Raw genomic sequence first — 25,612 nt, 5'->3', positions numbered from 1 at the left:
GCCCCCATGGACGGGTTTACGGCGTGTCCTGCAAGCCCACACCGCCCCGCCATCCCACGGAATGCCCGCCTTTGATGTTGCTTCAGTCGAGCATGGCTCGACTACAGCAGGTGCAGGGCTGCAAGCCCTGCCGAAGCCTCTAGAACGGCGCCGCGGACTCGAATGCCAGCGCAGCACCGGTTACCGGATGCGTGAACGCCAACGCGCACGCGTGCAGATGCACCCGCTGCGCCGGCGCGGCGCCATACAACACGTCACCAACGATGGGATGGCCAAGACTGGCCATGTGCAGGCGCAACTGATGGCTGCGGCCCGTCACCGGCGCCAGCGCCACGCGCGTAGTGCCCGCCTCCACATCGCGCGCCAACACCTGCCAGCGCGTCAGCGCCGGCTTGCCGCGCTCGTGGTCGACCATCTGCTTCGGCCGGTTCGGCCAATCCACGATCAACGGCAGATCCACTTCACCGGCATCGTCGGCCAGCAGGCCCTGCAGTACCGCCTCGTAACGCTTGCCCACCTGTCGTTGCTCGAACTGCATCGACAACGCCGCCTGCATCGCCTTCCCGCGCGCATGCAGCAGAAGCCCGGACGTGACCTGGTCCAGGCGATGAACGGTAAGCGCGTCCGGATATGCAACCTGCAGACGAGACACCACGCAATCGTCGTTATCGGCGCCGCGGCCGGGCACAGAAAGCAGTCCAGCAGGCTTTTCAGCGACGATCAATGCCTCGTCGACATGGTGTAGAAGAATCATGCTCGTCATCACACGAAGAAACCGGATGCATCGGCACGATGTTCGCCGTCGAACGGAGAACACCACACCAATCGCGAAGCAGAAAGATCACCACAGATTCGACCGTGAAATCTGATCCTGCCCGAACATTGTATCCGCCTGTTGTCATACCTACCGCGCTGGCTCATCAGTTCAAGGGAAGTTCCCAGCGAAGCCGGACCAGCAGTTCATTGCGGCGACGGGACTCAGCAAATGCCCCACCCTGCTCATGCAGTACATAGCGTTGACTCTGCTGATCAGAAGCCAACAGCACGGTGGAGCTGAGGCGCACCCGGGGGCCGCCAGGCGTTGCCGTCCATACCCCGTACAGATCCAATTCCCCCCGACTGGATTCACGCTCCCATTCATACAGGCTCGTCCGGACCTTGCGTGCCGCTTCTATGCCCAGGCTCCCCCCCACCTTCCAACGGGAAGTCACGTTGTAATCAGCAGAGACACGTGCCTGCCACGGTGTCTGGCTGGCCAATCGGTTATCAGGGCCCGCAACTCCGCTCACCCGCGAGTCGTTCCATGCCAAGCTCGCATTCATCTGGATATCAGGCGCTCGCTTGAAGAACCGCTGCAATGAGGACTTTATTGCCACGTCGCCCCCCCATATGCGGGCGCGCCCTGCGTTAATCGGTCGCGATACCCACCTGTCCTGCTCCAGCTGAACGTCGTCACGAATGACGTCTCGTACGTTTCGGAAGTATGCCCCCACGGTGACCTTAGCGTCCTCTGTCAGATGCTGTTCGAAGCCCAGATCTAATCCATTGGCCCGCTCCGGAATCAGGTCGGGATTCCCGCTCAGATCGGGCTGCATGAGACCGTTGTCCAGAGATAGGTAGGGCGTGGCCACAAGCTGTCGGAGCTCGGGGGCGCGATACGTGCTGCTCAGACTGAGCCGGACCTGTCTCTGCTTGCTTCCAGGCAGCTTCCACAAGGTCTGCAGAATGGGAGAGATGACATCCGACGTATTCGCAACCTCGCCATCATCACTGCGGCTGGACGTATCAAGCCGTTCCCAACGCAAGCCCATGTACATCGAAAATCTGCTGGTGACCTCCCATTCGTCCTGGCTGTAGAACGCGGTCCGACGGATACCAGCCTTGAATGACCGGTCCTCGGTGACGCGGAGACCACCGCCGAAGAACGTCCGTTCACTACGCTCGGCTCGTTGGTCGTCGCTGACGCTCCAGCCAGACTGGAAGCTGTGGTCTCCCAGCCGTGCCGGCATGTACTTTCCGGAGGAAGTCCAACCGGAGACCCGCAACCGGGCCTCGGTAGTTTCCTCGGCAAGCAGTCGTCCGTCATCGGCCTGGATGCTCTCTGCGTAATGCGCCCGCTCCCGGTTCCCACCCACCGCCAGGCGGCTCGAGAAACGGGCAGTCGAGGCGAACACGTGTGTCCAGTCCAGCGACGACTGCATCTGCACAACATCAATGGCATTGCTTCCATTGGACTGTGCCACGGAAGATGCATCGTCCATGGACGATGTCCAGGTCGATCGCGTATCACGATGCGCGGCGCTTGCCTCCAGGAAGGTGCGTACCTCCAGACTTCCACCTCGGGCGAGATCCAGCGCAACACGAGGTGCAATCGAGCCTGAACTGCGGTCGCCTGTGATGACTCTGGCGCCCTCGCGTTCCTCGACTACACGTCCGAATGAATCCAGCACTTTCTCACCACGTCGGATTCTGGTGTCGTACTCGCGCCGTGAGACCGATGCATCAATCGCCGTTGTACGCGAACCGGACCGCACCGTACGACTCAAGCTGGCCGAAGGCAACACGCTGCCTGCACTATTACCCAGAGCAAGAACTGCTTCGCCGCCCTGTCTCCGATAGGCACTGCTCATTACGAAGTTGATCGTTCCGGCAATCCCCTGTGTGCTCGCATCTGCAACGGCAGACGGAATGATCTCGATGCGCTCCACCATGACCATCGGAACAGAATCCAGGTCGAATCCCGCAGGCGCCCGCTGACCATCAACAAGAATCTGCGCATAGCCATCCGCCAAACCTCTCAGCGCTACGCCGCCGCGACGTCCCGGCCCAGCTTCACGAACACTGACGCCTGGCATCCTTCGCAATGCATCAACCAATCGGTCGTCACCAAACCGGGAAAGTTCCTCCTTTTCCATCACCACACGCAGCACGGTCTCGTCGCGCTGTGCATCATAGGGCTGCGCCATGACGTTCACGGCGTCGAGCTCGGTCGCCACCGGCGCGTTCGCATCGATCTGCTGTGCCCATGCCCCACCCGGTGCAAGCAGCCCACAAGCGACCATCAAACGGAACTTCTGGACGCGAGGATTCCGCCCCGCTTGCGTGCCCGCATCAACACCACCATTGACCACACCGATCATGCCTCCGCAATCTCCAGCAACAAGCCTTCCGCCAGCATCGCATCGTACTCGCGCGACTGGGCTGGTATACGCAGCGCTGATCGGCCGATCATTCCATTTGCCGCCTTCCAGATCCTGCGCGATGAACCACTGAGCGCCCAACCTTGGGCATCAGACGACTCTCCATGAATCCATACGCTGTCCTGGTCAGGATCGTCCCGCCAAGCCAGTGCTTCGTTGCGTATGCAGAGAGGCTCTTCAGCGTGGTGCAATGACAGGACATGACGCTCGTCCGAGTAGAGGACGTATCCACGCGCGCCGCGGAAACTCACTACATTCGTCCCCGGACTCAATTCAACGCCTCGCCGCCACAGCGTGCCATCGTCGATACTGACGACGCAGGCGGGGACCACCACCGGCCCGGGATTGAGCAGCAACGCACGCCCACCCGTTGCCCCCTGCGGGTCGTCCATGCGCTGCAGGCTCTCGACGTGGAAGTACGCATCAGATGCGGTGTCCGAGCACCAGACACGTGCGTTGCTGCGCATCTCGATGTGGACCTGATAGCGGCCAAGGGGGGCATCGTCGGCCAGCGTATGACTGAGATGAAAATGCGTGCTGCTGCGGGTCTTCTCCAGAATCGCAAGCATGGAGCCTGCGTCTCCGTCCGGCCCTGTGAGGTGGCGCGCCAGCAGGTACACAGGTGAGACGCGCTTCAGGCTCCCAGGTAACGACGTCGGCTCAATCGCGGCGTCATCAGCTGCAGGGAAAACCCACGGATGGAAATGGCCGATCTCCGTTCGATCGCCAGCGGGATCCTCCAGATGAACCCTGATCAGGGGACGTCGGGGAATGACACTGCGGACTCTTACATGGACGTAGATTGTCTCGCCCTGGCGTAGACGTTTTGGATACACACTCATCCGCGGCTGATCCTGTCCAAAAGGCACGCAGGGGGCGGAGGCAGTGTCTGCAGCGCGCGGTCCAGCACCACGTCCTGATCACGACAAGGAAGTTCCGCGAACCGGCGCTCCGAAACGCGAGAAAGACCTAGACGACTGCGAACATCGTCGACGTACTGCGCTGCCGCATGATCGCGCCATTCCAACGCTGCTGAGGCTGCGTCGAGGAATCGCTCGGGAATCGAAGAACGCGCTTCGTTCCATAACTGCAGCCGCTGCAAATGGCGCGGACCAGTGAAACGGGTCCTGCCATGGAGCATCCGGTGATTGTCGATCAGGTAAACCTGACCCGGCTCCAGGCGAAAGGCCAGTTTGCGCGCGCGCTCGACCCATTGCTGGAAGTCACGCCCCACCTGGTCGCCTTCATCTGGGGAGGTGGCATGATGAAAGACAAATGAGCCTTGATTGAATCCGAACGTCGGCGCATAGACACGATAGGCGGGGAAGCGAAAGGCGCGGCAGACCGTGAACAACTTCGCGTAAAGCGACGGATCTTCGCAACGAATAGCGTCCAGGACCTGCCAACTGTCGACAAAGACACTCTCGCCTCCACTGGCGGACTGTTGGTGACAAGACATTACGACCAGATCCGGCGACATCATCGGATAGGAATCAGTATGGAGCCGTCCATCACGATTGCTTTCGACGATTGACGCTTGGCCGTCCACTGGCTTGACGGCCACGACGTCGTAGTGAAGTGGCTCTGCACCCAGCAGTTCTGAGGCGGCACGGAATGGTCTTGCTAACAGGGACTCGCATAGCTCTCCTGACTGAAGCACGATGATGCCATCACGGGCAATTTCCTGCGCAATCTCTGCCGGTGCCATGGGCCAAGTGTGAAGCTTCATCGCAAGACCTCCGACACTCTCACCCTGCCGTTCATAGAATCAGCTCCGTCAATCGCTCCTTCGAACCGATGGTTCCCTTCACAAACGTATTGAATGACAGGCTATACCGGTCGCTGCCGGATGCGTTCGCTTCGACTTCGTGCCTGAGCGACGAAGGAAACAGCACCGCATGCCCCTCCCGGTTGGAAATCCTGCGACGCGTGGCGTTGTAGGCGGTTCGCTTGCCACCAGGAAGACTGATGCTGCCAAAAAGAAGGTTCTCCCGGTGCACGGTCAATGGGCATTCCCCTCCCTGGATGAAGAAGACACCGCTGATGATGCTGTTTGGATGAAAATGAGGATGATGACTGGATCCAGGCGGGTTGTGATTCAGCCACGACTGGGTAATGGCGACATCCAGCGAGCGGGGGAGACCGAGGACCTCATGCGCGAAATGCGCCGTCTGCGCCTGAAGAAAGGCCTTCATGCGGCCCAACTGCGAATGTTCGAGTGCATAGGTATCTTCCGAGCTGCGATTGCCAAGCCGGTTGGGATTCCATGCACGATCAAGAAGTACTTTGCGCTCGGATTCCTCCAGCGCAAAGTGCTCTGAAACGAACAACGCTGTTGGAAACAGCTCCACGACTCCTTTCATATTCATGGTCCTTGCACGGTTCATTTTCCCAAGGGTGCCGCCCCAAGGGAGCGGCACCCAACTGCGCGTCAGCGCGGCGGCGTCTGGCAGCCGCCGTGGTTGGTGCAGTCACCAGGGCCGCATTCCACATTCGGAGAATCGCCAAAGCCACCGGCGATGTTGTCCAGCAATGCCTCATCAATCAGCTTGATCTTCGATTCGACAGCTTGATCCTTCTTGCTTTCCATGATGATACGAACTCCCTCTGTTGCCCGGGCTTCGGGATCTCACTTCAGTCTCGGATTCAGTATCCGACCCCGGGTCTTCTCCAAGAAAGCGATGATGCGGCGAGACATCCACTGCCTAGCGCCGCAAAGCCTTGATTGCCTCCGGCGTGTACACACGCGGGTATTCCACATACCACCTGCGGAACGTGCGCTCGCCCAGCAGGTCATAAACCATCTCGTACTGGGCACGCCGACGATCCATCTGATCGGATGCGAACTGCCGTGGATGCAGGCTGCCGCGAAGCGCATCGTGCGCCGCAAAATCGGCTTCCGTCGCAGGAAAATGTTGAACGAAGCTCCCGAAATACTGTTCGCAGACCCGGGCATACTCATGCGTGTGAAGGATGAAGTTGTGCCACATTTCATCGACGATCTTCAACGGACGATCGATGCGAAGGCTGATCGGCCGGGGGTTGCATTGGCGGTTGTATTCGCACAACCACAGCCACTTCATGACCTGACGGAGGAGGACCGTCGCCTCTTCTCTAGGGATATCGAAATGCCGACAGAACCGAAAGGTCACCTGCTCGTTCCGGTAGCCGTCCACCTCATCCAGCAGAGCCTTCCAATGCCGAGGCGTGGGCGAAGCTTCATTGCGATCAAGATGATCCTCGACTTCCCTGTGCATCTTCTCGTCCTCGATTCCATCGGGGGGAAAGGGCCTCCACACAGCGCGCAAAACCAAAGCACTACCCTGCAGATGACGACTGCGTGATGCCGTTGGTGCAAGCAACATTTACATGCATTCGCCAGGTATTTCAAGTGACTGAAACGACATCGATCTATTGCGTGATCATGCCTCAACAGCATCCTGCACGCCGGAGGAAACGATGCGCCCCTCATGCAGCGCAATCACGCGATCTGCGCTTGCAATCGTGTCTGGACGATGCGCAATGATGATCCGGGTCAGGTGCAGATTCATGATCGCAGAATTGACCAGCTTCTCTTTCATGACATCCAGATGGCTTGTCGCCTCATCCAGGAACAGCAACTGCGGATTGCGATACAGCGCGCGGGCGAGGATCACGCGCTGCTTCTGCCCGCCAGACAGGGTCGTACCCATGTCACCGATAAGACTGTGATAGCCCATCGGCATCGCCACGATTTCATCATGCACCGCTGCCAACCTTGATGCCGCTTCGATGGCAGCCGGATCCGCCTCTGGCTCGAAGAAGGCGATATTGTCAGCGATGCTTCCAGCGAAAAGCTGATCCTCCTGCATTACCGCGGCCACCATGCTTCGCAGGCGATCGTTGCCGATCTCTCGTATGTCCCGGCCACCGACCCTGATGACGCCTTCGCTCGGCCGCAGCAAACCAAGCATCATCTTCAACAATGTTGTTTTGCCACAACCCGATGGGCCTACGATGGCAACCGACTCACCAGGCTGCACACTGAAGCTGCAGTGACGGATGACCCAGGGTTCGCCGTCTGCGTAGCGGAATGACACGTCCTCGACATCAATGCGCGGCCCCTCGAGTCTCACTGCCACACCGTTTGCCATCGTCTCCTCGGGTGCGGTGAGCACGATGTCGGCCAAGCGCTCGCCATGCAATCGCAGCATACGGAAGTCGACGCTCTTGTCGATCAATGCGGCCACCCTCAGCGCAAACTGTTCCTTGTAGGCAAGGTACGCGATCAGCATGCCTACGGAAAATACGTTGTCCATCGCTAGCAACGCGCCTATCGAAACCACCAGAATCCGCTCCAGCCCGAACAGCAGTTGGTTGATGCTGACAAAACTGAGGTTGAGTTTGGCCAGGGACTGGTCCTGATTGACTGTACCGACAATCAGGTTCTCGTAGTTGGAGCGGCGCAGGGACTCTGCTCGTGCCAGCTTCAGGCTTTGCATGCCGCGTATCGACTCGAGGAGGTACGTCTGCTGACATGCCACGGCCATCAGTTGGCGCTCGGACACCGTCCGCAGTCGACGGTAGGCCAACCAGCGTATGCCGGCATAGATGCCGACGGAGAGCAGAGAGACGGCCGCCAGTGGTGCGCTGTAAAGCAGCATCATCGCCAGTGTGACCAACACCAGCAGACCATCCATGATGGCCTCCACGAAGCTGGTGGTGATGGTGCGCTGGATGGCCTGGACCGAGGATAGACGCGACGTTATGTCGCCGAGGTTGCGCTTCTCGAAGAAGTCCATGGGAAGTCGCAGCACATGCGCGAAAACATTGCTCGACCATTGCTGGTTCAACCGCGCTGACAGATGGATGACTGCCCATCCACGCAACTGTGCCACCGCAACCTGGCTGATCAGGATGGCAGAGAAGCCGAAAGCCAGCACCAACATAAGCCCCCTGTCGGCCGCCAGCAGTACTTGGTCAACCACCCACTGCATGAAGAATGGCCCCACCATGACCATCAGCTGCAGCGCGACGGAAAGGCCCAACAGTTGTGACAGCACCAGTGGCAATCCATGCACGCCACCGGTCAACTGGCGCAGCGTGACCGCCGGCGCCCTGCGACGCATCTGGAAGCCAACATCCGGTCGCGCCTCCAATGCTACGCCGGTGAAGTGTTCGCTCACCTCGGCAAGTGTCAAGTCGCGCTCGCCACGAGCGGGATCGAGCACCCGCGCCTTTCCCGCCTTCAAGGAGTGAAGTACGACGAAGTGGTTCAGATCCCAATGCAGAACGCAGGGCAGCGCCAGTTGGGACAGCCCTTCCATTTCCAGCCGCACAGCACGCACCTGAAACCCCAGACGGCGGCCAATGTGCATCAGCTGAGTCAGCTTCACGCCCTTCAGCGACAGAGGGAAGTGCTGCCTCAGCTCCGCCATGCTGGTATGCATGCCGTGATGGTCCGCAATCGTTGCCATGCAGGCGAGCCCGCATTCAGCGGCCTCGCTCTGTAGGTGGACCCGGACGCCTCCGCGACCGATCACGCGCGTCCCCTTGTGGACTGCGTCGCCATCATCATGTTCATTCTCCGTTGCGCCCCTTCACCGAATAAAGCGGCTCGAGCACCCATTCAATCAACCGACGCCGCTCACCGAGTATGTCCGCTTCCAGCAGCATTCCCGGCCGCAGCGCCTCTTTGCGTCCGTAGGCCAACACATCCTGCCGCTCCAGTTCAACGGCAACCCGGTAGAAGGTTTCGCCAACAGCCGGGGAGGCGCCGTCCGGGCCAGGCAGCGCCGCGGTCTGCGCACTGCGACTGATCTGCTTTACCTTCCCCCGCTGGTGGCCAAACTTCTGGTACGGATAGGCATCGAAACGAAGAAGGACGCTATCGCCCGGCGCGATGAAACCCACCCCTCGGCTTGGCACCTGCAACTCCACCTCAAGCCGGCCATCACCGGGGATCAGGCTGGCCAGCACTTGTCCAGCACCCACACTCTGCCCTGCCTTGACCTGCAGGTTGGCGACTACGCCTGCCAGTGGGCTATGCACGCTCCGCTCTCCGCGTGCGACCGTCTCAATGCGCTGCGCATCCAGTTCCTGCAATCGAAGTGCAGCATCTGCATGTCGGACATTGCGTTGAGGCTGCAGTCCAAGGAGCGTTGACTGAAGCTGCTCGCGCTCCTTCTGCACGGTGGTTGCCTGGCGCTGCAGTGCCTGCATGGCCGCCTCGCCGTCGATCACCACCGATTCCTGCTGGCGGGCCTGCAGGTTACTGACATAACGATCGTCCAGCAGTTGCTGCATCCGCCCCAGCGTATCCCGCGCGATTTCAACCTGGCGCCTGCGCAGTGCCATTTCGTCTGCGATCTGCCGCAGCTCGGTCTGCTTTGCACGAACCTGATCGGCCAGGCTGCTGCGCTGAAGCTGCTGCAGCTCATCGCCGGCCATCATGCCATCACGCAACGCTTGTTGACGCGCGCCAATACCTTCCTGCAAGGCTGTCAACGTGCTGCCTTGGGCGGTAGTGCTGGGCATGTCCACCATCGCAAGCAGCTGTCCTCGGCTGACCTGCTGCCCTTCTTCCACGGACAGGGAAGAAACCACACCCGCTTCCACGGCGATCACATCGGCCAGGCCCTCGACCGGAACCAATCGCCCGTGAACCCGTTCCCGACGTGTATATGAGCCGAATATCAGCACGGTCATGACCATCAACGCCAATCCGACAGCAATCCAGGCGTAAACCTGCATCCGAATCGGTTGCGACAGCGAAAGTGAGCCCAACCAGCCCTCTCGCCGCACCTGCACCACCTGCATGCGGAAGAGCGTGGATGCAGGCGCACCATCGGCCCCATGCGCCGTCGTGCTGTCGGATGCGGCAGACGTATTGTCGATCATTCCTCCTCCGCAAGGCGCTCGTGTCAGGACGCAGTCGCAGGCATCCCCGCCCACTGAGCGAAGAATCCAGACAGATCACGCCCGCTGGCCTGTTCCATGGCCTTGCGCAGATCCGCTGTTGTGGTGGACCTGCCAAGGTTGGTCTTCGTGTAGATCTCGATACCGCGCCAGAAAGCGTCCTCGCCCAACGTCTGCCGCAGGACTACGAAGGCGTACGCTCCCTTGATGTAGACCACGGCACGATCATCTCCCGTGGGCGCGCTCCAATCGGGAAAGATCAACGGCTTATCCTTGCCCTCGTCCTTCAGGCGCTGCACGCGCTTGCCCCAAGCCTCAACGCGCTGCTGGTAGAAGGTGTCGCCAAGCTTATCCTGCATGTAAGCCAGGGCCATGAAGTTTGCCAGGCCTTCATTGAGCCAGAAGTGGCGCCAATCCTGGCATGTGATGGCCACGCCCCACCATTGATGAGCGACTTCATGTGCGATCAGCATCCTGTCGTTGCGCCCTTCCAGGACTCCTCTTCCGTAGTCCTCGGACAGCACTGCCAACCCATCCATTTCCTGCCCGATGGTCTTGGCAACCAGCGCCTGGCTGTACGTCCCGATAAAATCAACACCACTCTTCCGGCTGAAAAACTGCAGCATGCCCGGCGTGTCACCGAATACCTGCCTCAGTCCAGCGTCATCAAGATCGCGGGAAAGATAGCGAAGAGTGACCTCATTCCTCCTGTCCACCACTTCCCGGTAGTTCCCGGCTGCGAACCCATATACGAAACCCGGAACCGGGACATTGATTCGCCAATGGTGGAGCCGTCGCCCGTTCTTCTGCGGCGTCGTGCTGATCTCTCTTCCGGTTCCCGCAAAGACTGTTTTGGCGGGCAGCAGGACACGAAGATCCAAGCTCGCACGCTCATCGGGCGCGTCGATGGACACCATCCACTGACTGGTCGAGAAGACGGTGTAGACTTCCCCGCGTTCGGGATGGAACTCCATGCCTGAACGGGGCGCACCGTGATACCGGAATTCCGGCTCCCAGATGGAACCTTTCTCCAGCGCCTTCCCGGGCGTGACGACGACTGCGCCGTCCTCGATGGCGAAAGGCACAGCTTTGCCATGGACGCTCACGGCATCAACGACCAGCTCGCCGGAATCAAAGCGAAGCCGCGGCAGCGTGTCAGCTGTCACCCGCAAGGTGACCACTACCGTACCCTGCAGCCGGCGATCATGGATGTCCGGTTCAAGCCGGACATCGTAGTGCTGCACGTCGAATCCTCGTGCCGTGCCCGCCTCAGTCGCATCAGTGGCGACTGTGCTGGGTCGACCGACACCAGCCCAGGAACTGGTGACTGCGCCACTCAGCAGGACCAGGAGCGCACTCACACGCAGAATCCGCGAGGTACTCCCCGCCCGCCCTTGCCGCACGTTGTGCGCGTCTACCATCCGTTCTGATCTCCGCTGTTGATCTCATCGGCCAGGGCACGCTCACCGAGCGCATCGATGCGCTGGATCTGAGCCTTGGGGTGCACGTCATAGGCCCACATCTGCGGCGCCATCACTGCATCTTCGGGCGGAGAGACACAAGCCAGCGCCTGCTGGTAATGAACGCGCGACTGAGCGAACTGATGGCGTAAGAAGAAGATGTCACCCAGCAGGCAATGCGCTTCGGCATATCGGTCGTCCAATCGCACGGCCTGACGGGCCGCTTCTTCGGCCCGCTCGCGCTCACCGGTCATCAGCAGCGAACATCCCAGGTAGTACAGCGTGTGGTAGCGTCCAGCGCGAAAATTCGCCAACGATGCGGCTCTGTCGTAGCACCGCCAAGCTTCCTGGAACCGCTGGGCCCGGTAGTGCTCGTTCCCGAGAAAGTGCCAGAGCCGCCCATCGTCTGGAACCTTCTGTAACGTCTGCTCCAGAATCCTGGTGTTGCGCCGGCCGGACGACTCTTTACCAGACTTGTCGGGTAGGTTGCGAACGACAATTCCGGCGACCTTTCGTGTCCGACCTTCGTACTCCACATACTCATGGATTGGACTGCAGTACCTGCTGATACGTCGGCGCTCGAACAATCGCCCCGATGTCCAGCGCGCGCCATCACTCTCGATCGTTACTGCAACACAGGAATGCCCACCAACAAGGCTTTCCAGTACGTGTTCATGCCCCTCGGCGAGCACTTCATCAGCATCGATCTGCAATATCCAGTCGCCCGTGGCCATCCCCAGTACGGCGTTACGCGCCTTTGCGAAGTCGACGATTCGCCCGTCCTCTCCATTGCACGACGTATCGGTGATGACCCGCGCGCCGCGAGACAGCAGCATGGCCACCGAGTCATCTCTGGATCCTGTATCGATGACGCACAGCTCATCGTACAGTCCTGCAATGCTTGCAAGACATCGGTCCAATGTCCGTGCTTCGTCACGAACAATCATGCACACCGTCAGATTTGGCACCGACGACGCCATGATTCAGTTCATCCGGTTGATGCGCGGTGCCAGGCGCTCCACATCCTGGGCGAACGTCCCATCGAAGTTTGCTGCGTCGTAATTGGCTAGCGCCTTGCGGAACATGCGGTCGCGGCTCTCCCAACGCGAACTGACGGGGGGATAGGCACCGATTCGAGCCTCGTCGCCGTGGGAGATATGGATGGCACTTCCATCACTTATCCGTACAAGACCATTGCCCAGCGTAAGCCGCGAGATCATGTCCTGATCCTCCCATCCCCAGCCGTGCAACCCGGCGTTGTAGCCGTTGATGGTTTCGAAATCCTTGCGATGAACGAAAAGAAGACCGGGCGCCTGCCTTGTGCCATCGCCCGAATCTTCTTCATTGTCGATGATGTTCAACTGGCGCCCGTCCGCCGTCCGGATCTTCAACTCGTAACCGAAGGAAACCACGTGATTCGCACCCCGGGAGTTGAGTTCCGATTCACGCACGCCGGCCAGTGTTCCGAAGCAGCCAGGATTGGCGGCAAGACGTTCGACCAACGCCACCGTTGACGGGAGATCAAGCAGGATGTCGCAGTCACAGAAGAAGAGAAGTGGCTGTTGCGTGCTCCATGCCCCGACATTCTGTGCAGCGGCCTTGTTGAAGTATTGCTCGCCCTGCACCTCGATGATCCGAATGCGCTGTCGGTAGGGAGCCACCTGCGGTTCAAGCTTTTCGCGGTCGCCGCCAAAGTTCACGACGGTTACGTCCCCGCCGACAGCATCACTTACTGCCAGCAGGGTTGGCAACGATTGGCCGAGCTCAGCACGGTCGCGCCAGGAAACAACAATGGAAAGCATGGATTTCTCCTCGTTCGAACTCAGCGCAGAATCTCGATCATGGCGTCGGCAATGGCCCGGGGTGTGAGGCCATTCCGCTCAAGGAGTACGTCGTCTGCCGCAGACTTCCCGGAGAATTCAGGCGACCAGCCGAAGGCATGGATATGACGCGCCGGGAGTTGATGTGCAAGCAGCGACGCCAGACCTCCATAGCGGCTGTGATCCTCGATGCAGAAGATGTGCTGGACGCCCGCCAGTTCGCGCTCGAAATCAGGGAAAGGCTTCAATTGCAGGCAATGCATCAAACCTACAACGATGCCGCGATCCCGCAGATACTGTGCGGTCTGATACGCCCATTGCGATGCAAGACCGCAAGCGACCAGGGTGATTGTCTGACGGGGAAGCACCCAGCGATGAGGCGCCGCGTTCCCGGGCAGGTTTTCAGATTCAGTCATCAGACGCCGGGGCGTACGGATATAGGAGGGCGCGCCAAGTTCCAGCGCCTTGCCCACGACATAGCGCGCATCGGCGGCGTCTGCCGGAGCGAACACCGCCATTGCTGGTAGCGACAGCATTACCGCAAGGTCGTTGGGCGCTGCGTGGGTCTTGCCATTGCGGCCGGAAAGCCCGCCTGCGTGTGAGCCTACCAGTACGACCGGCTGACGCGACTGACTTAGGCAGATCCGCACCTGGTCCAACGCTCGATAGCAGAGGAAGGCTGCGAACGAAAAAACCCACGGCCGCAACCCCGAATCGGCCATGCCCGCCGCCGTGGACACCATCCCCTGCTCGGCGATCCCGGCCATGAGGAAGCGCTCTGGATGTCGTTCGGCAAAGTGCATCGCGCCATCGGAGTCAGCGAGGTCGCCGTCCAGGACGAATACGCGCGGATCTTCTCGGGCGACATCTGCCAGGGCAAGGCCGAGAACGTCGGCCAGTTTTGCAGCGGTCATGCCAGATCCCCCACCATCTGGAGATGTTCCAATGGCGTAGCGGCATCACAATGGAAACGCTTGGGATCGGCTTCGCAGATGGACACTCCTCGCCCCTTCACGGTATTGGCGATGATGATCGACGGCCGTTCCACCTCATCATGCAACATTGCATTGAACACCTGTTGCAGCGCATCCAGGTCATGACCGTCGCACTCCCACACGCGCCATCCGAATGCAGCCCATTTATCAGCAACCTGCTGGATGGGTGGCGGGGTAGCAGCCGCCACCTGGTTCCAACCCCATTCCTGACACTGGTTGTGGTCAAGAACAACATGCAGATTCTTCAAGCCACACATGGAAGCCAGCATCGCCGCTTCCCAAACCTGGCCCTCTTGGCACTCACCGTCACCAAGGACGACCCAAACCTGTTGGCCGCTTCGCTTGAGGGCATGCGCCATTCCCACGCCTACCGACAATCCCTGCCCCAGCGATCCGGTGGAAAAATCGATCCCGGGCAGGGCCAGCATGTCCGGATGCCCTTCCAGGCGCGAATCCATGTCGGCATAGGTTGTTAGTTCATCACTGAAGTATCCGACGCGACGGAGCACCGCGTACAGGGCCAATGCCGCGTGGCCCTTGGAAAGGACAAGCCGGTCCCGCAGCGGGTCCTGCGGTCGCTGCGGATCAATCCGCAAGACCTTCCGGTAAAGCACCAGAAGCAGGTCGATCACGCTGAGGCAGCCACCATAATGACCGCCACCGGTGTGGTGGAGCACGTGGACGATGTCACGTCGCAGTTCCAATGCCTCCTGTTCCAGCCCATCCGGCTGGACGCCCGGCCCAGCAAGCGGCGAGGAGCGCTCAGCCAAACTTTGCAGATCCATCACTTCATCTCCTTTTACCGACAGCACGATCACACCATCGATCGACCCATGCCGCGAGGATCGTCAACACCCAGTACTGCTCCACCACCAGCCCGTGCTGTCGCCTCGCCGCCCCTTCGGCCAACTGCTGTTCCAATCTCTGGAGCCAGTCTCGCTTCACCAGCCCCGCACTCCACAGTTGGCTGGAGTGAAGGCGATCGCGCAACTCGGCGGAAAATGACGGCGTGTCAAGCCACGCGCGGATCGGCGTGGTATAGGACGCCGGTTTGCGGGTGATGATCTGCTCAGGCAATCGCCTGAGTGCGATCCTGCGCAGAAGTTTCTTGTTCTTCCAACGTCCGCCGGACACCCAGAATCGTTCGCTGGCACCCAATGCACACGCGACCCTCATCACGTCCGGCGCAAGAAATGGATAGCCACTCTGCAGCGCATGCGCGCGCGTCATAGGTTCGAAGCCAGCAAACAGCAGATCAGGAACGCGATGCTGACACTCATGCGCAACCATCATCTCAAAGACATGCGCATCGCTCTTGATCTGCCGACACTCGCGGTAGAACGAGGCCAGCGTCGATGCATGGCTCCAGTGCGAGAATGGTACGTCCAACCCCTTCCTGCGGGCCGCCTGATCAAAGAACTGGGGTATGCCGGGAAACAGGTCGCGCTCGGCGTGGCTCTCTCGCCAGGTAAGCGAATCAAGCGTGGGGACACCATCACAGGGACGGCGATCCTCGTTCCTGCGCAGGCGCTTATAGAACTGAAGGTAGCGGCTGTAGCCTCCAAACACCTCGTCAGCGCCAAGCCCGGAGAGGACCCTGCGGTGGCCACTCTGCGCAATATGGTGCATCAGGTGCTGATGCGTCAGCGCTGCCCAGGCGGCGCAGGGCTGAGCCTGAGCCAGCACCGACTGAAGCGCGTCCTGCGCATCGCGGACCGTCATCCGTACCGGATGAAGCCGGATGCCTGCCGCGTTGGCAGCCAGCTGCGCGTACTCTACTTCGTTGACGACACCCTTCCCTTCGAATTCGATGGTGTAGGCGTCGTAACCCTCCGCACCGTGACGTGTGGCGCAGGTTGTAGCGATGTAGGAGGAGTCGACGCCACCAGACAGCAGAATCGCAGCGCGCCCATCTGCGCTCTGTTCATCGATGGCAGCGTCGAGCGTGGCCACGATATGCTCAAGCCAGGTGTCGTCAGCGACCTTGCGCTGATCCAGGTCCAAGGGCGTGAAGTAGCGTCGCGTTAATGCAGGGCCGCTTGGCCCATACTGGCGGACGTGGCCTGCCGGCAGATGTGCGATTCCGCGTGCCAACGTACGCCCGGGAAGCGGCAGTCCGAAACTGAGGAAGTACTGGGCCGACTCCTCATCCAGAAGGCAATCGAACGAAGGATCTTCCAGCAGCGGAGTCATTTCCGAGCAGAACACATCCACGAGCTGATCCTGACGGATGAAGATCGAGCATTGTCCCGCCGGGTCACGCACCATCTGTAGTACACGCCGCGGCGCGTCCCAGAATACAGCGGCGAATCCCCCCGACTGGTGGCAAAGCGCGTCCACCCCTTCTCTAGCCACGGTGACCATTAGACGGTCCGGGTCAACCTGCTGTGTCGCGACCAGCGCGCGCCCCTCACTGTCGAATCGGGCGCGGTACAACACAACACCGACGTCGGGGTCGCAGCTCCAGCCATCATCATCAGCTGCGGGGAACGTGGAGGGAATGAAATTCCGCCAGTTTTCGCGCAACGCCTGCCGTGCGGCTACCGTTCTTGCAACCAATCCGAAAAGTGTAGTCATGACACGGCCATTGCCTGTCGAAGCTGTGCGTGCCTTGCCTTTGCCCCGTCGGGGCGAAGAGGCTCGGCCAGCGCAGGCCACCGAACGAGCGCACTGGCAAGCGCCGAGGTGAATCTGACAGTGCCATCTTGTTCAATCTGTTCGATGCCATCCAAGCGTGCAACCCGCGTCTGGTAGGCGATCAATCCCTCCACTGTTTCCGTGCGGGGCAGGTCAAGCTCGATCCGCGCTTTTCCCACGATTACCGGCCAGCCACCCGGCATCCCCTGCACGCCCGGCGCGGAGGTGGCCAGCGGAGATTCAAGCCCCAGCCATGCCAGCATGACCGCGACCGCGTGGGCAGCGGTGATTTCGTTGAGGCCCGGAGAGAGTGCAAGCGCAGGAGCATGGACCATCAGGTCAGCAATTGAATGCCGTTCTCCATCCAGGTGGATGCGCGGTAGATCCTCTTCGGCCACCTCCGCGATGCGGCACGAGGCGATCAAGGGAACATGCGAATGGTGTGCTGAAACGTGCACGCGCCGTGGGTGCTTGCGCGCACGCAAACGCGCCTCGAGCATCATCTGGATCATGCCGGAGTTGCCGACACCTATGGTCGGCGCACTACCCAATGCCTGGAGGATCGGCTGGGTTGCGTCTGGATAGGAACAATTGATCACGCCTCCACCGAAGCCAGTCTGTTCCACGGCAGCCATGACGGAAATCAGCAGAGGCAGTTGCGCCGGCAACTGTGCGGCAAAGCCCGCACTGCGAAAAGCGTCTGCAACGGCATCGGTGCGCCCTGCCAACAGCCAGGGCGAATGCAGCGACGCACAATGAACGATGAGATCGGGGCAGAACTGTCTGATCAGGGTGGCGACCTGCTCTACATCAGCAGCGTCCAAAGTTGCCCATTCGACAGGAACCGATCCGCAGCTTGCGACGAAATGCGCCTTGGAAACGCCAACGAGGGCATCACGGCCGGCGATGCATAGTGCCGAAAGATCGGAACGTACAACCAGGCGCGCGCAGATGCGCAGGCACAGGTCCCCTGCACCAATCAAGAGTATTCGAGGTCCCTGCACAGTACCGAATCCATTCAGAGCGTGTGTCCAAGCCACCGGGCAGAACCTGCTGCACGGGGCACGCGAGCGGCGCGACAACCAATGCTCTTGCATCGGTCTGTCGAAAAGCGCGCGCTACGGACACGTCCGGCTCGCGCGCTCCCAAGTCCCCTTACTGATTCTCGGTGGTCTTGGTGTCTTCGCTCTTCAACCGCAGGTAGCTGTTGAGGATCTCGCCCTCGCCACCGGCAACATGGTCGATCTGGTCCTGGGTCAGGTCCTGCAGCATCTTCTTGCTGTCGTTCATGCACTTCTCCTTTGCGTGATACGCCTGATGTCAGATAAGCGCTCACGCACCCAGAGGGGGCGGAAGCACTGTATCTGTTGAGTGCGCTCGATCATGAGCGCGGATCGATTCTAGCAGCGGATGTCGGCCGTTTGACCAGCCCCCCCCTGTGGACTTGGGCATCGCCGGCAGCTCTGCTGCGAGGGCAGTGTGATCTGACGCACAAAAAAAACGCCGGAATCATCCGGCGTCTTTTTCGCAACAGTCGATCACCGACTGCTCCCGAGCGTATCAGCCCAGCAGGTGGGCCACGCCGGAGCGCTCTTCTTCCAGCTCGGCCAGGGTCTTGTCGATGTACTTCTGGCTGAAGTCGTCGATCGGCAGATCCTTCACCAGGGTGTACTTGCCGTTTTCGGTGGTCACGGCGAAGCCGAAGATCACGCCTTCCGGAATGCCGTAGGAACCGTCGGACGGCACGCCCATGGTCACCCACTTGCCGTTGCTGCCCAGCACCCAGTCACGCACGTGGTCGATGGCGGCGTTGGCAGCCGAAGCGGCCGAGGACGAGCCACGGGCCTCGATGATGGCCGCGCCGCGCTTGCCCACGGTCGGGATGAAGGTGTTGGCGTTCCATTCCTGGTCGTTGATCGCATCGGCGATGGACGCGCCATCGGCGGTGGCGAAACGGTAGTCCGGGTACATGGTCGGGCTGTGGTTGCCCCACACCACCAGCTTTTCCATGCCGCCAACCGGCTTGCCCAGCTTGTTCGACAGCTGGCTCAGCGCGCGGTTGTGGTCCAGGCGCAGCATGGCGGTGAAGTTTTCCGGCTTCAGGTCCGGGGCCGACTTCATGGCGATGTAGGCGTTGGTGTTGGCCGGGTTGCCGACCACCAGCACCTTCACGTCACGGCTGGCGACCTTGTTCAGCGCCGCGCCCTGGGCGGTGAAGATCTTGGCGTTTTCCAGCAGCAGGTCCTTGCGCTCCATGCCCGGGCCGCGCGGACGCGCGCCGACCAGCAGGGCGATGTCCGCGTCCTTGAACGCCACTTCGGCGTCGTCGGTGCCGACCATGCCGGCCAGCAGCGGGAAGGCGCAGTCTTCCAGTTCCATCATCACGCCCTTCAGGGCGGCCTGGGCCTTGTCCACCGGCAGTTCCAGCAGCTGCAGGATGACCGGCTGGTCCTTGCCCAGCATTTCGCCGGAGGCGATGCGGAACAGCAGGGCGTAGCCGATCTGGCCGGCAGCGCCGGTCACGGCAACACGAACGGGTGCTTTCATGGGGGTTTCCTCTTGCTTGCAAGCGTTGGATAGGACGCCGCGGGCGTGGCCACGCAGGCCTGGCAGGCGGCGGGGAACGTGGAAACGGCCACCCGTGGGTGGCCGTTTCAAAGGGGAATCAGGCGGCGAGGATCTTGTTCCACTCGGCCACGCGATCAGCCTTGGCGGCCAGCGCGGCGTCGACATCGCCTTCCAGGGTGATCGAATGGATCACGTCGCCCTGCTTGACCGAATCCACGATGGCCTGGCCTTCCAGCACTTTGCCGAACACGGTGTGGCGGCCGTCCAGCCAATCGGTCTTGATGTGGGTGATGAAGAACTGGCTGCCGTTGGTGTTCGGGCCGGCATTGGCCATCGACAGCGAGCCGACCTCGTGCTTCACGCCGTTGTTGGTTTCGTCTTCGAACTTGTAGCCCGGGCCGCCGGTGCCACGACCCTGCGGGCAGCCGCCCTGGATCATGAAGTCGGCGATCACGCGGTGGAAGATCAGGCCGTCATAGAAGCCCTGCTTGACCAGGTTCACGAAGTTGGCCACGGTCAGCGGCGCCTTGTCGGCGAACAGCTCGACCTTGATCGGGCCCTGGGTGGTGTCGAAAGTGGCGATGAGGGACATGAGGATCCTTGATGCAAAGGGGAACGCGTCTAGCCACCTAGTTTACACCCGCCCCGTGGCGCTGGCGGCTTCGACCATCGGCGCAGCCGCGGCCCCCCGTTCAGGCCCCAGCTGAATGGGGCTCGGTCGGTCCTGCAACATGGGTTTTCGCCAAGCGTCAAGTTAGACGTATAATGTTGGACTTCTTTTTCCAAATCCGGCGCCGACTGGCCCCCTTTCGCATGTCCATCGAAAATCTTCGCAACATCGCCATCGTCGCCCACGTCGACCATGGCAAGACCACCCTGGTCGACCAGCTGCTGAAGCAGTCCGGCACCCTGTCCGAGCGCACCGTCCTCGCCGAGCGCGTGATGGACAGCAACGACCAGGAAAAGGAACGCGGCATCACCATCCTGGCCAAGAACACGGCCATCACCTGGGAAGACAAGAAGACCGGTATCAAGAACCGGATCAACATCGTCGACACCCCGGGGCACGCCGACTTCGGCGGCGAGGTCGAGCGCGTGCTGTCGATGGTCGACACCGTGCTGATCCTGGTCGACGCGATGGACGGCCCGATGCCGCAGACCCGCTTCGTTACCCAGAAGGCCTTCGCGATGGGCTTCAAGCCGATCGTGGTGGTCAACAAGGTTGACCGCCCGGGCTCGCGTCCGGAGTGGGTGATCGACCAGGTCTTTGACCTGTTCGACAAGCTGGGCGCCACCAACGAGCAGCTGGACTTCCCGATCGTCTACGCCTCGGCCCTGAACGGCTATGCCGGCCTGGAAGACACCGTGCGCGACGGCGACATGACCCCGCTGTACGAAGCGATCATGCAGCACGCGCCGAAGCCGGAAGTCGATCCGGAAGGCGCCTTCCAGATGCGCATCAGCCAGCTGGACTACAACAACTTCGTGGGCGTCATCGGCATCGGCCGCATCCAGCGCGGCACCCTGAAGAAGAACATGCAGGTCGCGGTCATCGACCGTGAAGGCAAGAAGCGCAACGGCAAGGTCGCGCAGGTGCTGGGCTTCCTGGGCCTGGAGCGCATCGAGCAGGACACTGCCGAAGCCGGTGACATCGTCGCCATCTCCGGTATTCCGGAGCTGACCATCTCCGACACCCTGTGCCACCCGGACACCCCGGAAGCGCTGCCGGCCCTGACCGTCGACGAGCCGACCATCTCGATGACCTTCCAGGTGAACAACTCGCCGTTCGCCGGCAACAAGGACCTGTCCGGTGGCAAGTTCCTGACCAGCCGCCAGATCAAGGACCGCCTGGACCGTGAAAAGGTCCACAACGTGGCCCTGAAGGTCGAACAGCTGGAAGACGCCGACAAGTTCCTGGTCTCCGGCCGTGGCGAACTGCACCTGTCGGTGCTGATCGAGAACATGCGTCGCGAAGGCTACGAGCTGGCCGTGTCGCGCCCGGAAGTGATCATCAAGGAAATCGACGGCCAGATGATGGAGCCGATCGAGCAGCTGGTGGTGGACATCGAAGAAGTGCACCAGGGCGGCGTGATGGAAAAGCTGGGCACCCGCAAGGGCCAGCTGAAGAACATGGAGCCGGACGGCAAGGGCCGCGTGCGCCTGGAATACTCGATCCCGGCCCGTGGCCTGATCGGCTTCCAGAACGAGTTCAAGACCCTCACCCAGGGTTCGGGCCTGCTGTTCCACGTATTCGACCACTACGGTCCGAAGGAACAGGGCGCCATCGCCAAGCGCATCAACGGCGTGATGATCGCCAATGCGCCGGGCGTCACCCCCGCCTACTCGCTGGGCCCGCTGCAGGAACGCGGCAAGCTCTTCGCTGCTGAAGGCGACAACGTGTATGAAGGTCAGCTGGTCGGTATCCACTCCAAGGACAACGACCTGACCGTCAACGCAATCAAGACCAAGCCGCTGACCAACATGCGCGCTTCGGGCAAGGACGATGCGATCCAGCTGACCCCGGCGATCAAGTACTCGCTGGAACAGGCCCTGGACTTCATCGAAGACGACGAGCTGGTCGAGATCACCCCGAAGGAGATCCGTCTGCGCAAGAAGTTCCTGACCGAAAGCGACCGCAAGAAGGCTTCGCGCGGCGGCTGAGCCAGCAGACCGTGAGCCAGAACGGCTACAACCCGGATCCGCATCGGCATCCGGGTCTCCATGTCATCGCCCTGCTCGAAGCGAGCAAGGCGATGCTGGCGTTGTTGGCGGCGACCGGGCTGGAAATGCTCGGTCCGCAGCCGCTTCGCGACGGGGTCAATGCCCTGATCCGGCGTTTCAGTCTGGACCCGGATCACGGCACCCTGCCCTCGCTGTTGAACATGATCAGTCCCGACGCGGTGCACCTGGCCGCGGCGGCGATGATCGGCTACGGCCTGCTGCACCTGGTCGAAGCCTGGGGCCTGTGGAAGGCCAAGGCCTGGGCCTCGTGGCTGGGCTGCCTGACCGCCTCGATCTACCTGCCCTTCGATATCTACGCGATCATCCGCCACCCGGGCTGGGCCTCGGGCAGCGTACTGGCCATCAACCTGGTGGTCGTCTACGTACTGGCGCGCGACCTGCGCAAGCGCAAGCGCTGAGCAGCGGCTAGACTGGCCGCCGGAGCCTCGCACGCCCAGCCATGCGCCTGTCCCTGCCGACCCTGCCCAGCTGTCTGATCCTCGTCCTGGCGGCACTGTCCAGTGCAGGCTGCAGCGCGCCCGCGCCCAGCGCCCATGCCGCCGAACCCGCGGCCAGCAGCGCCCCCTTCCCCTACGCCGAAACCGATGTGGCCGACCTGCAGGCGCGCATGGTGTCGGGCGAACTGGACAGCGTCACCCTCACCGGGGCCTACCTGCAGCGCATCGCCGCGCTGGACCGCGCCGGGCCGCGCCTGCGCGCGGTCATCGAGATCAACCCCGATGCCTTGAAGGAAGCCGGCGAGCGCGACCGCGAACGCCGCAGCGGGCGCCTGCGCGGCCCCCTGCACGGCATCCCGGTGCTGCTGAAGGACAACATCAACGCCGCGCCCATGGCCACCAGCGCCGGCTCACTGGCCCTGCAGGGCTTCCGCCCGGGCGATGCCTACCTGGTGCGGCGCCTGCGCGAGGCCGGCGCCGTAGTGCTGGGCAAGACCAACCTGAGCGAGTGGGCGAACTTCCGCGATGCCAACTCGGTGTCCGGCTGGAGCGCACGTGGCGGCCAGACCCGCAACCCCTACCGGCTCAGCCATTCCCCCTGCGGTTCCAGCAGCGGCAGTGCGGTGGCCGTGGCCGCCAACCTGGGCAGTGTTGCCATCGGCACCGAAACCGACGGCAGCATCGTCTGCCCGGCCGCGATCAATGGCGTGGTCGGGCTGAAGCCCACCGTCGGCCTGGTCAGCCGCGAGGGCATCATCCCGATCAGCTTCAGCCAGGACACGGCCGGGCCGATGACCCGCAGCGTGGCCGATGCGGCCGCCGTGCTGACCGCCATTGCCGGTCGCGATGCGGCCGATCCGGCCACCGCCACCATGCCCGGCCGGGCGGTCTACGACTACACCGCCCGGCTGGACCCGGACGGCCTGCGCGGCAAGCGCATCGGGCTGCTGCAGACGCCGCTGTCGCAGTACCCCGGCATGGCCCCGCTGATGCAGCACGCGGCGGCCGAACTGCGCCGCGCCGGCGCCGTGGTGGTGCCGGTGCAACTGCCCAACGCCGGCGCCTGGGCCGACGCCGAGCGCCTGGTGCTGCTGTACGAGTTCAAGGCCGGGCTGGAGCGCTACTTCGCCACCTACCACGCGCCACTGCGCAGCCTGTCCGAGCTGATCGCCTTCAACCAGGCCAACCGCGGGCAGGAACTGGGCCGCTTCGGCCAATCGCTGCTGGAGGAAGCCAACGCGACCCCGGGCCTGTCCGACCCCGCCTACATCCGCGCGCGCAGCGATGCCCGGCGCCTGGCGGGCCCGGAAGGCATCGATGCCGCATTGGCGGCACAACAGTTGGACGCCCTGGTCGCGCCCACCACCGGCACCGCCTGGCCGCTGCGCAGCCGCGGCGACGATTTCCCGGGCGAGAGCTACAGCGTGGCCGCCGTGGCCGGCTACCCCAGCCTGACCGTGCCGATGGGGCAGATCGATGGCCTGCCGGCGGGCCTGCTGTTCATGGGCACCGCGTGGAGCGAACCGAAGCTGATCGAAATGGGCTATGCCTACGAACAGCGCACCCGCGCGCGCAGGCCGCCGCACTTCGATACCGATGCCCTGATCGACACCGGCGATCCCTGATCGCGCCATGCCGCTGCGCGCGTTGGGCATGGCCCGGCGCTACCGGTCCGGCAGCGATTCCACCGGCACGATGGCCGCCTCGCCATCCTCGGCACCGGGCGAACGCACATCGGCGGTACGCGCGCGTGGCCCACGCGGCATGTCCATCTCATCATCCTGGTGCAGCCGTGCGCGCAGCTGCGGCAGCGCCTGCGGGTGTTCACGGGCCAGGAAATCCAGCATGCGCTCGCGCACCAGGCAACGCAGATCGAACGCATCGCCGGAATTGCGCGCACTGACCAGCAGACGCACCTGGATCGCCCGTTCGCTGGTTTCGGTCACCTGGGTCACGCAGACACGGCCATCCCACAGCGCCTCGCCGCGACAGATGCGCTCCAGCTCGGTACGGATCGCCGCGATCGGCGCGCGATAGTCCAGCCACAGGAAGGCCGTGCCGAGCAGATCGGCACTGCGCCGCGTCCAGTTCTGGAACGGGTGCTCGATGAACCAGGTCAACGGCACCACCATGCGCCGCTCGTCCCAGATGCGCACCACCACGTAGCTGCTGCCGATCTCTTCGATGCGGCCCCACTCACCTTCCACGATCACCACGTCGTCCAGCCGGATCGGCTGGGTGAGGGCAATCTGCAGGCCGGCAATCAGGTTGCCGAACACCGGCTTGGCCGCGATGCCCGCAACCAGACCGATCAAGCCCGCCGACGCCAGCAGCGCGGTGCCGATCTTCTGCACCATCGGGAAAGTGAGCAGCACCAGCGACGCGCCGAGCACGATGATGCCGCCCATCAACACGCGGCTGAGCACGCGCGTCTGGGTCTGGATGCGGCGCGCTTCCAGATTGTCGGACACATCGATGGGATGGCTGCGCAGGATCGCGCGCTCGCCGGCCGCTACGCCGCGTACCAGCAGCCAGATGAAGCAGGCCGTCAGGCCGATATGCACGCCACGCAGGACCTGGTCCAGCATGCGCTCGGGCAGCGGCGTGGCCTGCAGCGCGGGCACCAGCAGCAACAGCGGCAACGCCATCGCCAACGGCGGGCCGATCACCCGACCGATGCGCGCACGCCGCCGGTCGCGCCCGCGCAGGCGGCGGTACAGGGCCAGCACGCCCCACGCGGCCAGGCCGCCAAGCAGCAGTGCCGCACCGATCGGCCACAGATAGTCCTGCACATGTTGCCAGCCCACCGCAGACCCTCGCGCATTGCATGAACCCACAGGGTCGCGCAGGCGGCAT

At 62.2% G+C, this 25,612-nt stretch carries 23 protein-coding genes; 3 read left to right on the top strand and 20 right to left on the bottom strand.

Annotated elements, in window-relative coordinates; all coding sequences use genetic code 11:
• Positions 1–139 precede the first annotated feature (139 nt).
• From IAE58_RS00570 to IAE58_RS00485, 19 genes are all read right to left on the bottom strand, one after another.
• Positions 140–754, bottom strand: a complete 615-nt coding sequence (locus IAE58_RS00570; protein WP_199932124.1) for an RluA family pseudouridine synthase — start codon at positions 752–754, stop codon at positions 140–142.
• Positions 755–920: 166 nt separating this feature from the next.
• A complete protein-coding gene (locus tag IAE58_RS00565) occupies positions 921–3,140 on the bottom strand; it encodes a TonB-dependent receptor (RefSeq protein WP_199932065.1) in 2,220 nt (739 codons plus the stop codon).
• Complete coding sequence (locus IAE58_RS00560; protein ID WP_199932066.1) at positions 3,137–3,769, bottom strand: hypothetical protein; 633 nt, start codon at positions 3,767–3,769, stop codon at positions 3,137–3,139. Before IAE58_RS00560 ends, IAE58_RS00565 begins: the two co-directional genes overlap by 4 nt.
• 269 nt (positions 3,770–4,038) lie before the next feature.
• Positions 4,039–4,929 (bottom strand): TauD/TfdA family dioxygenase, encoded by an 891-nt coding sequence (locus tag IAE58_RS00555; protein WP_199932067.1) that lies wholly within the window; start codon positions 4,927–4,929, stop codon positions 4,039–4,041.
• Positions 4,930–4,960: 31 nt separating this feature from the next.
• On the bottom strand, positions 4,961–5,563 hold the full coding sequence (locus tag IAE58_RS00550; protein WP_199932068.1) for a TIGR02466 family protein: 603 nt from the start codon (positions 5,561–5,563) through the stop codon (positions 4,961–4,963).
• Positions 5,564–5,631: 68 nt separating this feature from the next.
• The gene (locus IAE58_RS00545) at positions 5,632–5,790 is read right to left on the bottom strand and encodes a hypothetical protein (protein ID WP_199932069.1); all 159 of its coding nucleotides are present in this window, start codon (positions 5,788–5,790) and stop codon (positions 5,632–5,634) included.
• A 115-nt stretch (positions 5,791–5,905) separates the two neighbouring features.
• The gene (locus IAE58_RS00540; RefSeq protein ID WP_199932070.1) at positions 5,906–6,457 is read right to left on the bottom strand and encodes a hypothetical protein; all 552 of its coding nucleotides are present in this window, start codon (positions 6,455–6,457) and stop codon (positions 5,906–5,908) included.
• 165 nt (positions 6,458–6,622) lie between these two features.
• On the bottom strand, positions 6,623–8,722 hold the full coding sequence (locus IAE58_RS00535) for a peptidase domain-containing ABC transporter (RefSeq protein WP_325166807.1): 2,100 nt from the start codon (positions 8,720–8,722) through the stop codon (positions 6,623–6,625).
• 37 nt (positions 8,723–8,759) lie between these two features.
• Positions 8,760–10,079 carry an HlyD family efflux transporter periplasmic adaptor subunit gene (locus tag IAE58_RS00530; protein ID WP_199932072.1) on the bottom strand — a complete coding sequence of 440 codons (1,320 nt, stop codon included), beginning with the start codon at positions 10,077–10,079 and terminating at the stop codon, positions 8,760–8,762.
• Positions 10,080–10,102: 23 nt separating this feature from the next.
• Entirely contained in the window at positions 10,103–11,341 is a 1,239-nt protein-coding gene (locus IAE58_RS20065) for a M1 family aminopeptidase (protein WP_199932073.1), read from the bottom strand.
• Positions 11,342–11,511: 170 nt separating this feature from the next.
• Complete coding sequence (locus IAE58_RS00520) at positions 11,512–12,537, bottom strand: glycosyltransferase (RefSeq protein ID WP_199932074.1); 1,026 nt, start codon at positions 12,535–12,537, stop codon at positions 11,512–11,514.
• 3 nt (positions 12,538–12,540) lie between these two features.
• A complete protein-coding gene (locus tag IAE58_RS00515) occupies positions 12,541–13,359 on the bottom strand; it encodes a galactosyltransferase-related protein (protein WP_199932075.1) in 819 nt (272 codons plus the stop codon).
• A gap of 20 nt (positions 13,360–13,379) precedes the next feature.
• Positions 13,380–14,291, bottom strand: coding sequence for a hypothetical protein (locus IAE58_RS00510; protein WP_199932076.1), 912 nt, complete (start codon positions 14,289–14,291; stop codon positions 13,380–13,382).
• Positions 14,288–15,190, bottom strand: a complete 903-nt coding sequence (locus tag IAE58_RS00505) for a transketolase (RefSeq protein WP_199932077.1) — start codon at positions 15,188–15,190, stop codon at positions 14,288–14,290. The genes IAE58_RS00510 and IAE58_RS00505 overlap by 4 nt, the downstream gene beginning before the upstream one ends.
• Positions 15,162–16,949, bottom strand: a complete 1,788-nt coding sequence (locus tag IAE58_RS00500) for an asparagine synthase-related protein (RefSeq protein ID WP_199932078.1) — start codon at positions 16,947–16,949, stop codon at positions 15,162–15,164. The genes IAE58_RS00505 and IAE58_RS00500 overlap by 29 nt, the downstream gene beginning before the upstream one ends.
• Positions 16,946–17,992, bottom strand: coding sequence for a hypothetical protein (locus IAE58_RS00495; protein WP_199932079.1), 1,047 nt, complete (start codon positions 17,990–17,992; stop codon positions 16,946–16,948). Before IAE58_RS00495 ends, IAE58_RS00500 begins: the two co-directional genes overlap by 4 nt.
• Before the next feature lie 172 nt (positions 17,993–18,164).
• Positions 18,165–18,299 carry a hypothetical protein gene (locus IAE58_RS20035; protein WP_267908051.1) on the bottom strand — a complete coding sequence of 45 codons (135 nt, stop codon included), beginning with the start codon at positions 18,297–18,299 and terminating at the stop codon, positions 18,165–18,167.
• Positions 18,300–18,569: 270 nt separating this feature from the next.
• A complete protein-coding gene (locus tag IAE58_RS00490; protein ID WP_108748672.1) occupies positions 18,570–19,556 on the bottom strand; it encodes a malate dehydrogenase in 987 nt (328 codons plus the stop codon).
• Between the two features lie 118 nt (positions 19,557–19,674).
• On the bottom strand, positions 19,675–20,169 hold the full coding sequence (locus tag IAE58_RS00485) for a peptidylprolyl isomerase (RefSeq protein ID WP_108748671.1): 495 nt from the start codon (positions 20,167–20,169) through the stop codon (positions 19,675–19,677).
• 221 nt (positions 20,170–20,390) lie between these two features.
• Between IAE58_RS00485 and typA the strand changes: the two genes are divergently transcribed.
• Genes typA through IAE58_RS00470 form a run of 3 tightly spaced genes read left to right on the top strand, consistent with a single transcriptional unit; the run spans position 20,391 to position 24,381 of the window.
• A complete protein-coding gene (gene typA / locus IAE58_RS00480; RefSeq protein ID WP_108748670.1) occupies positions 20,391–22,238 on the top strand; it encodes a translational GTPase TypA in 1,848 nt (615 codons plus the stop codon).
• An 11-nt stretch (positions 22,239–22,249) separates the two neighbouring features.
• A complete protein-coding gene (locus IAE58_RS00475; RefSeq protein WP_108752281.1) occupies positions 22,250–22,717 on the top strand; it encodes a DUF2127 domain-containing protein in 468 nt (155 codons plus the stop codon).
• Positions 22,718–22,758: 41 nt separating this feature from the next.
• The gene (locus IAE58_RS00470; RefSeq protein ID WP_199932080.1) at positions 22,759–24,381 is read left to right on the top strand and encodes an amidase; all 1,623 of its coding nucleotides are present in this window, start codon (positions 22,759–22,761) and stop codon (positions 24,379–24,381) included.
• Between the two features lie 39 nt (positions 24,382–24,420).
• On the opposite strand, the gene IAE58_RS00465 is transcribed toward IAE58_RS00470, so the two are convergent.
• Positions 24,421–25,563, bottom strand: a complete 1,143-nt coding sequence (locus IAE58_RS00465; protein WP_199932081.1) for a mechanosensitive ion channel family protein — start codon at positions 25,561–25,563, stop codon at positions 24,421–24,423.
• Positions 25,564–25,612: the final 49 nt, after the last annotated feature.

The organism is Stenotrophomonas sp. S49, from assembly GCF_016624905.1.
In the GTDB taxonomy this organism is placed as follows: Bacteria; Pseudomonadota; Gammaproteobacteria; order Xanthomonadales; family Xanthomonadaceae; genus Stenotrophomonas.
The sequence above is the reverse complement of the archived record's forward strand: the minus strand, read 5'-3'. Positions and strand labels throughout refer to the sequence as shown.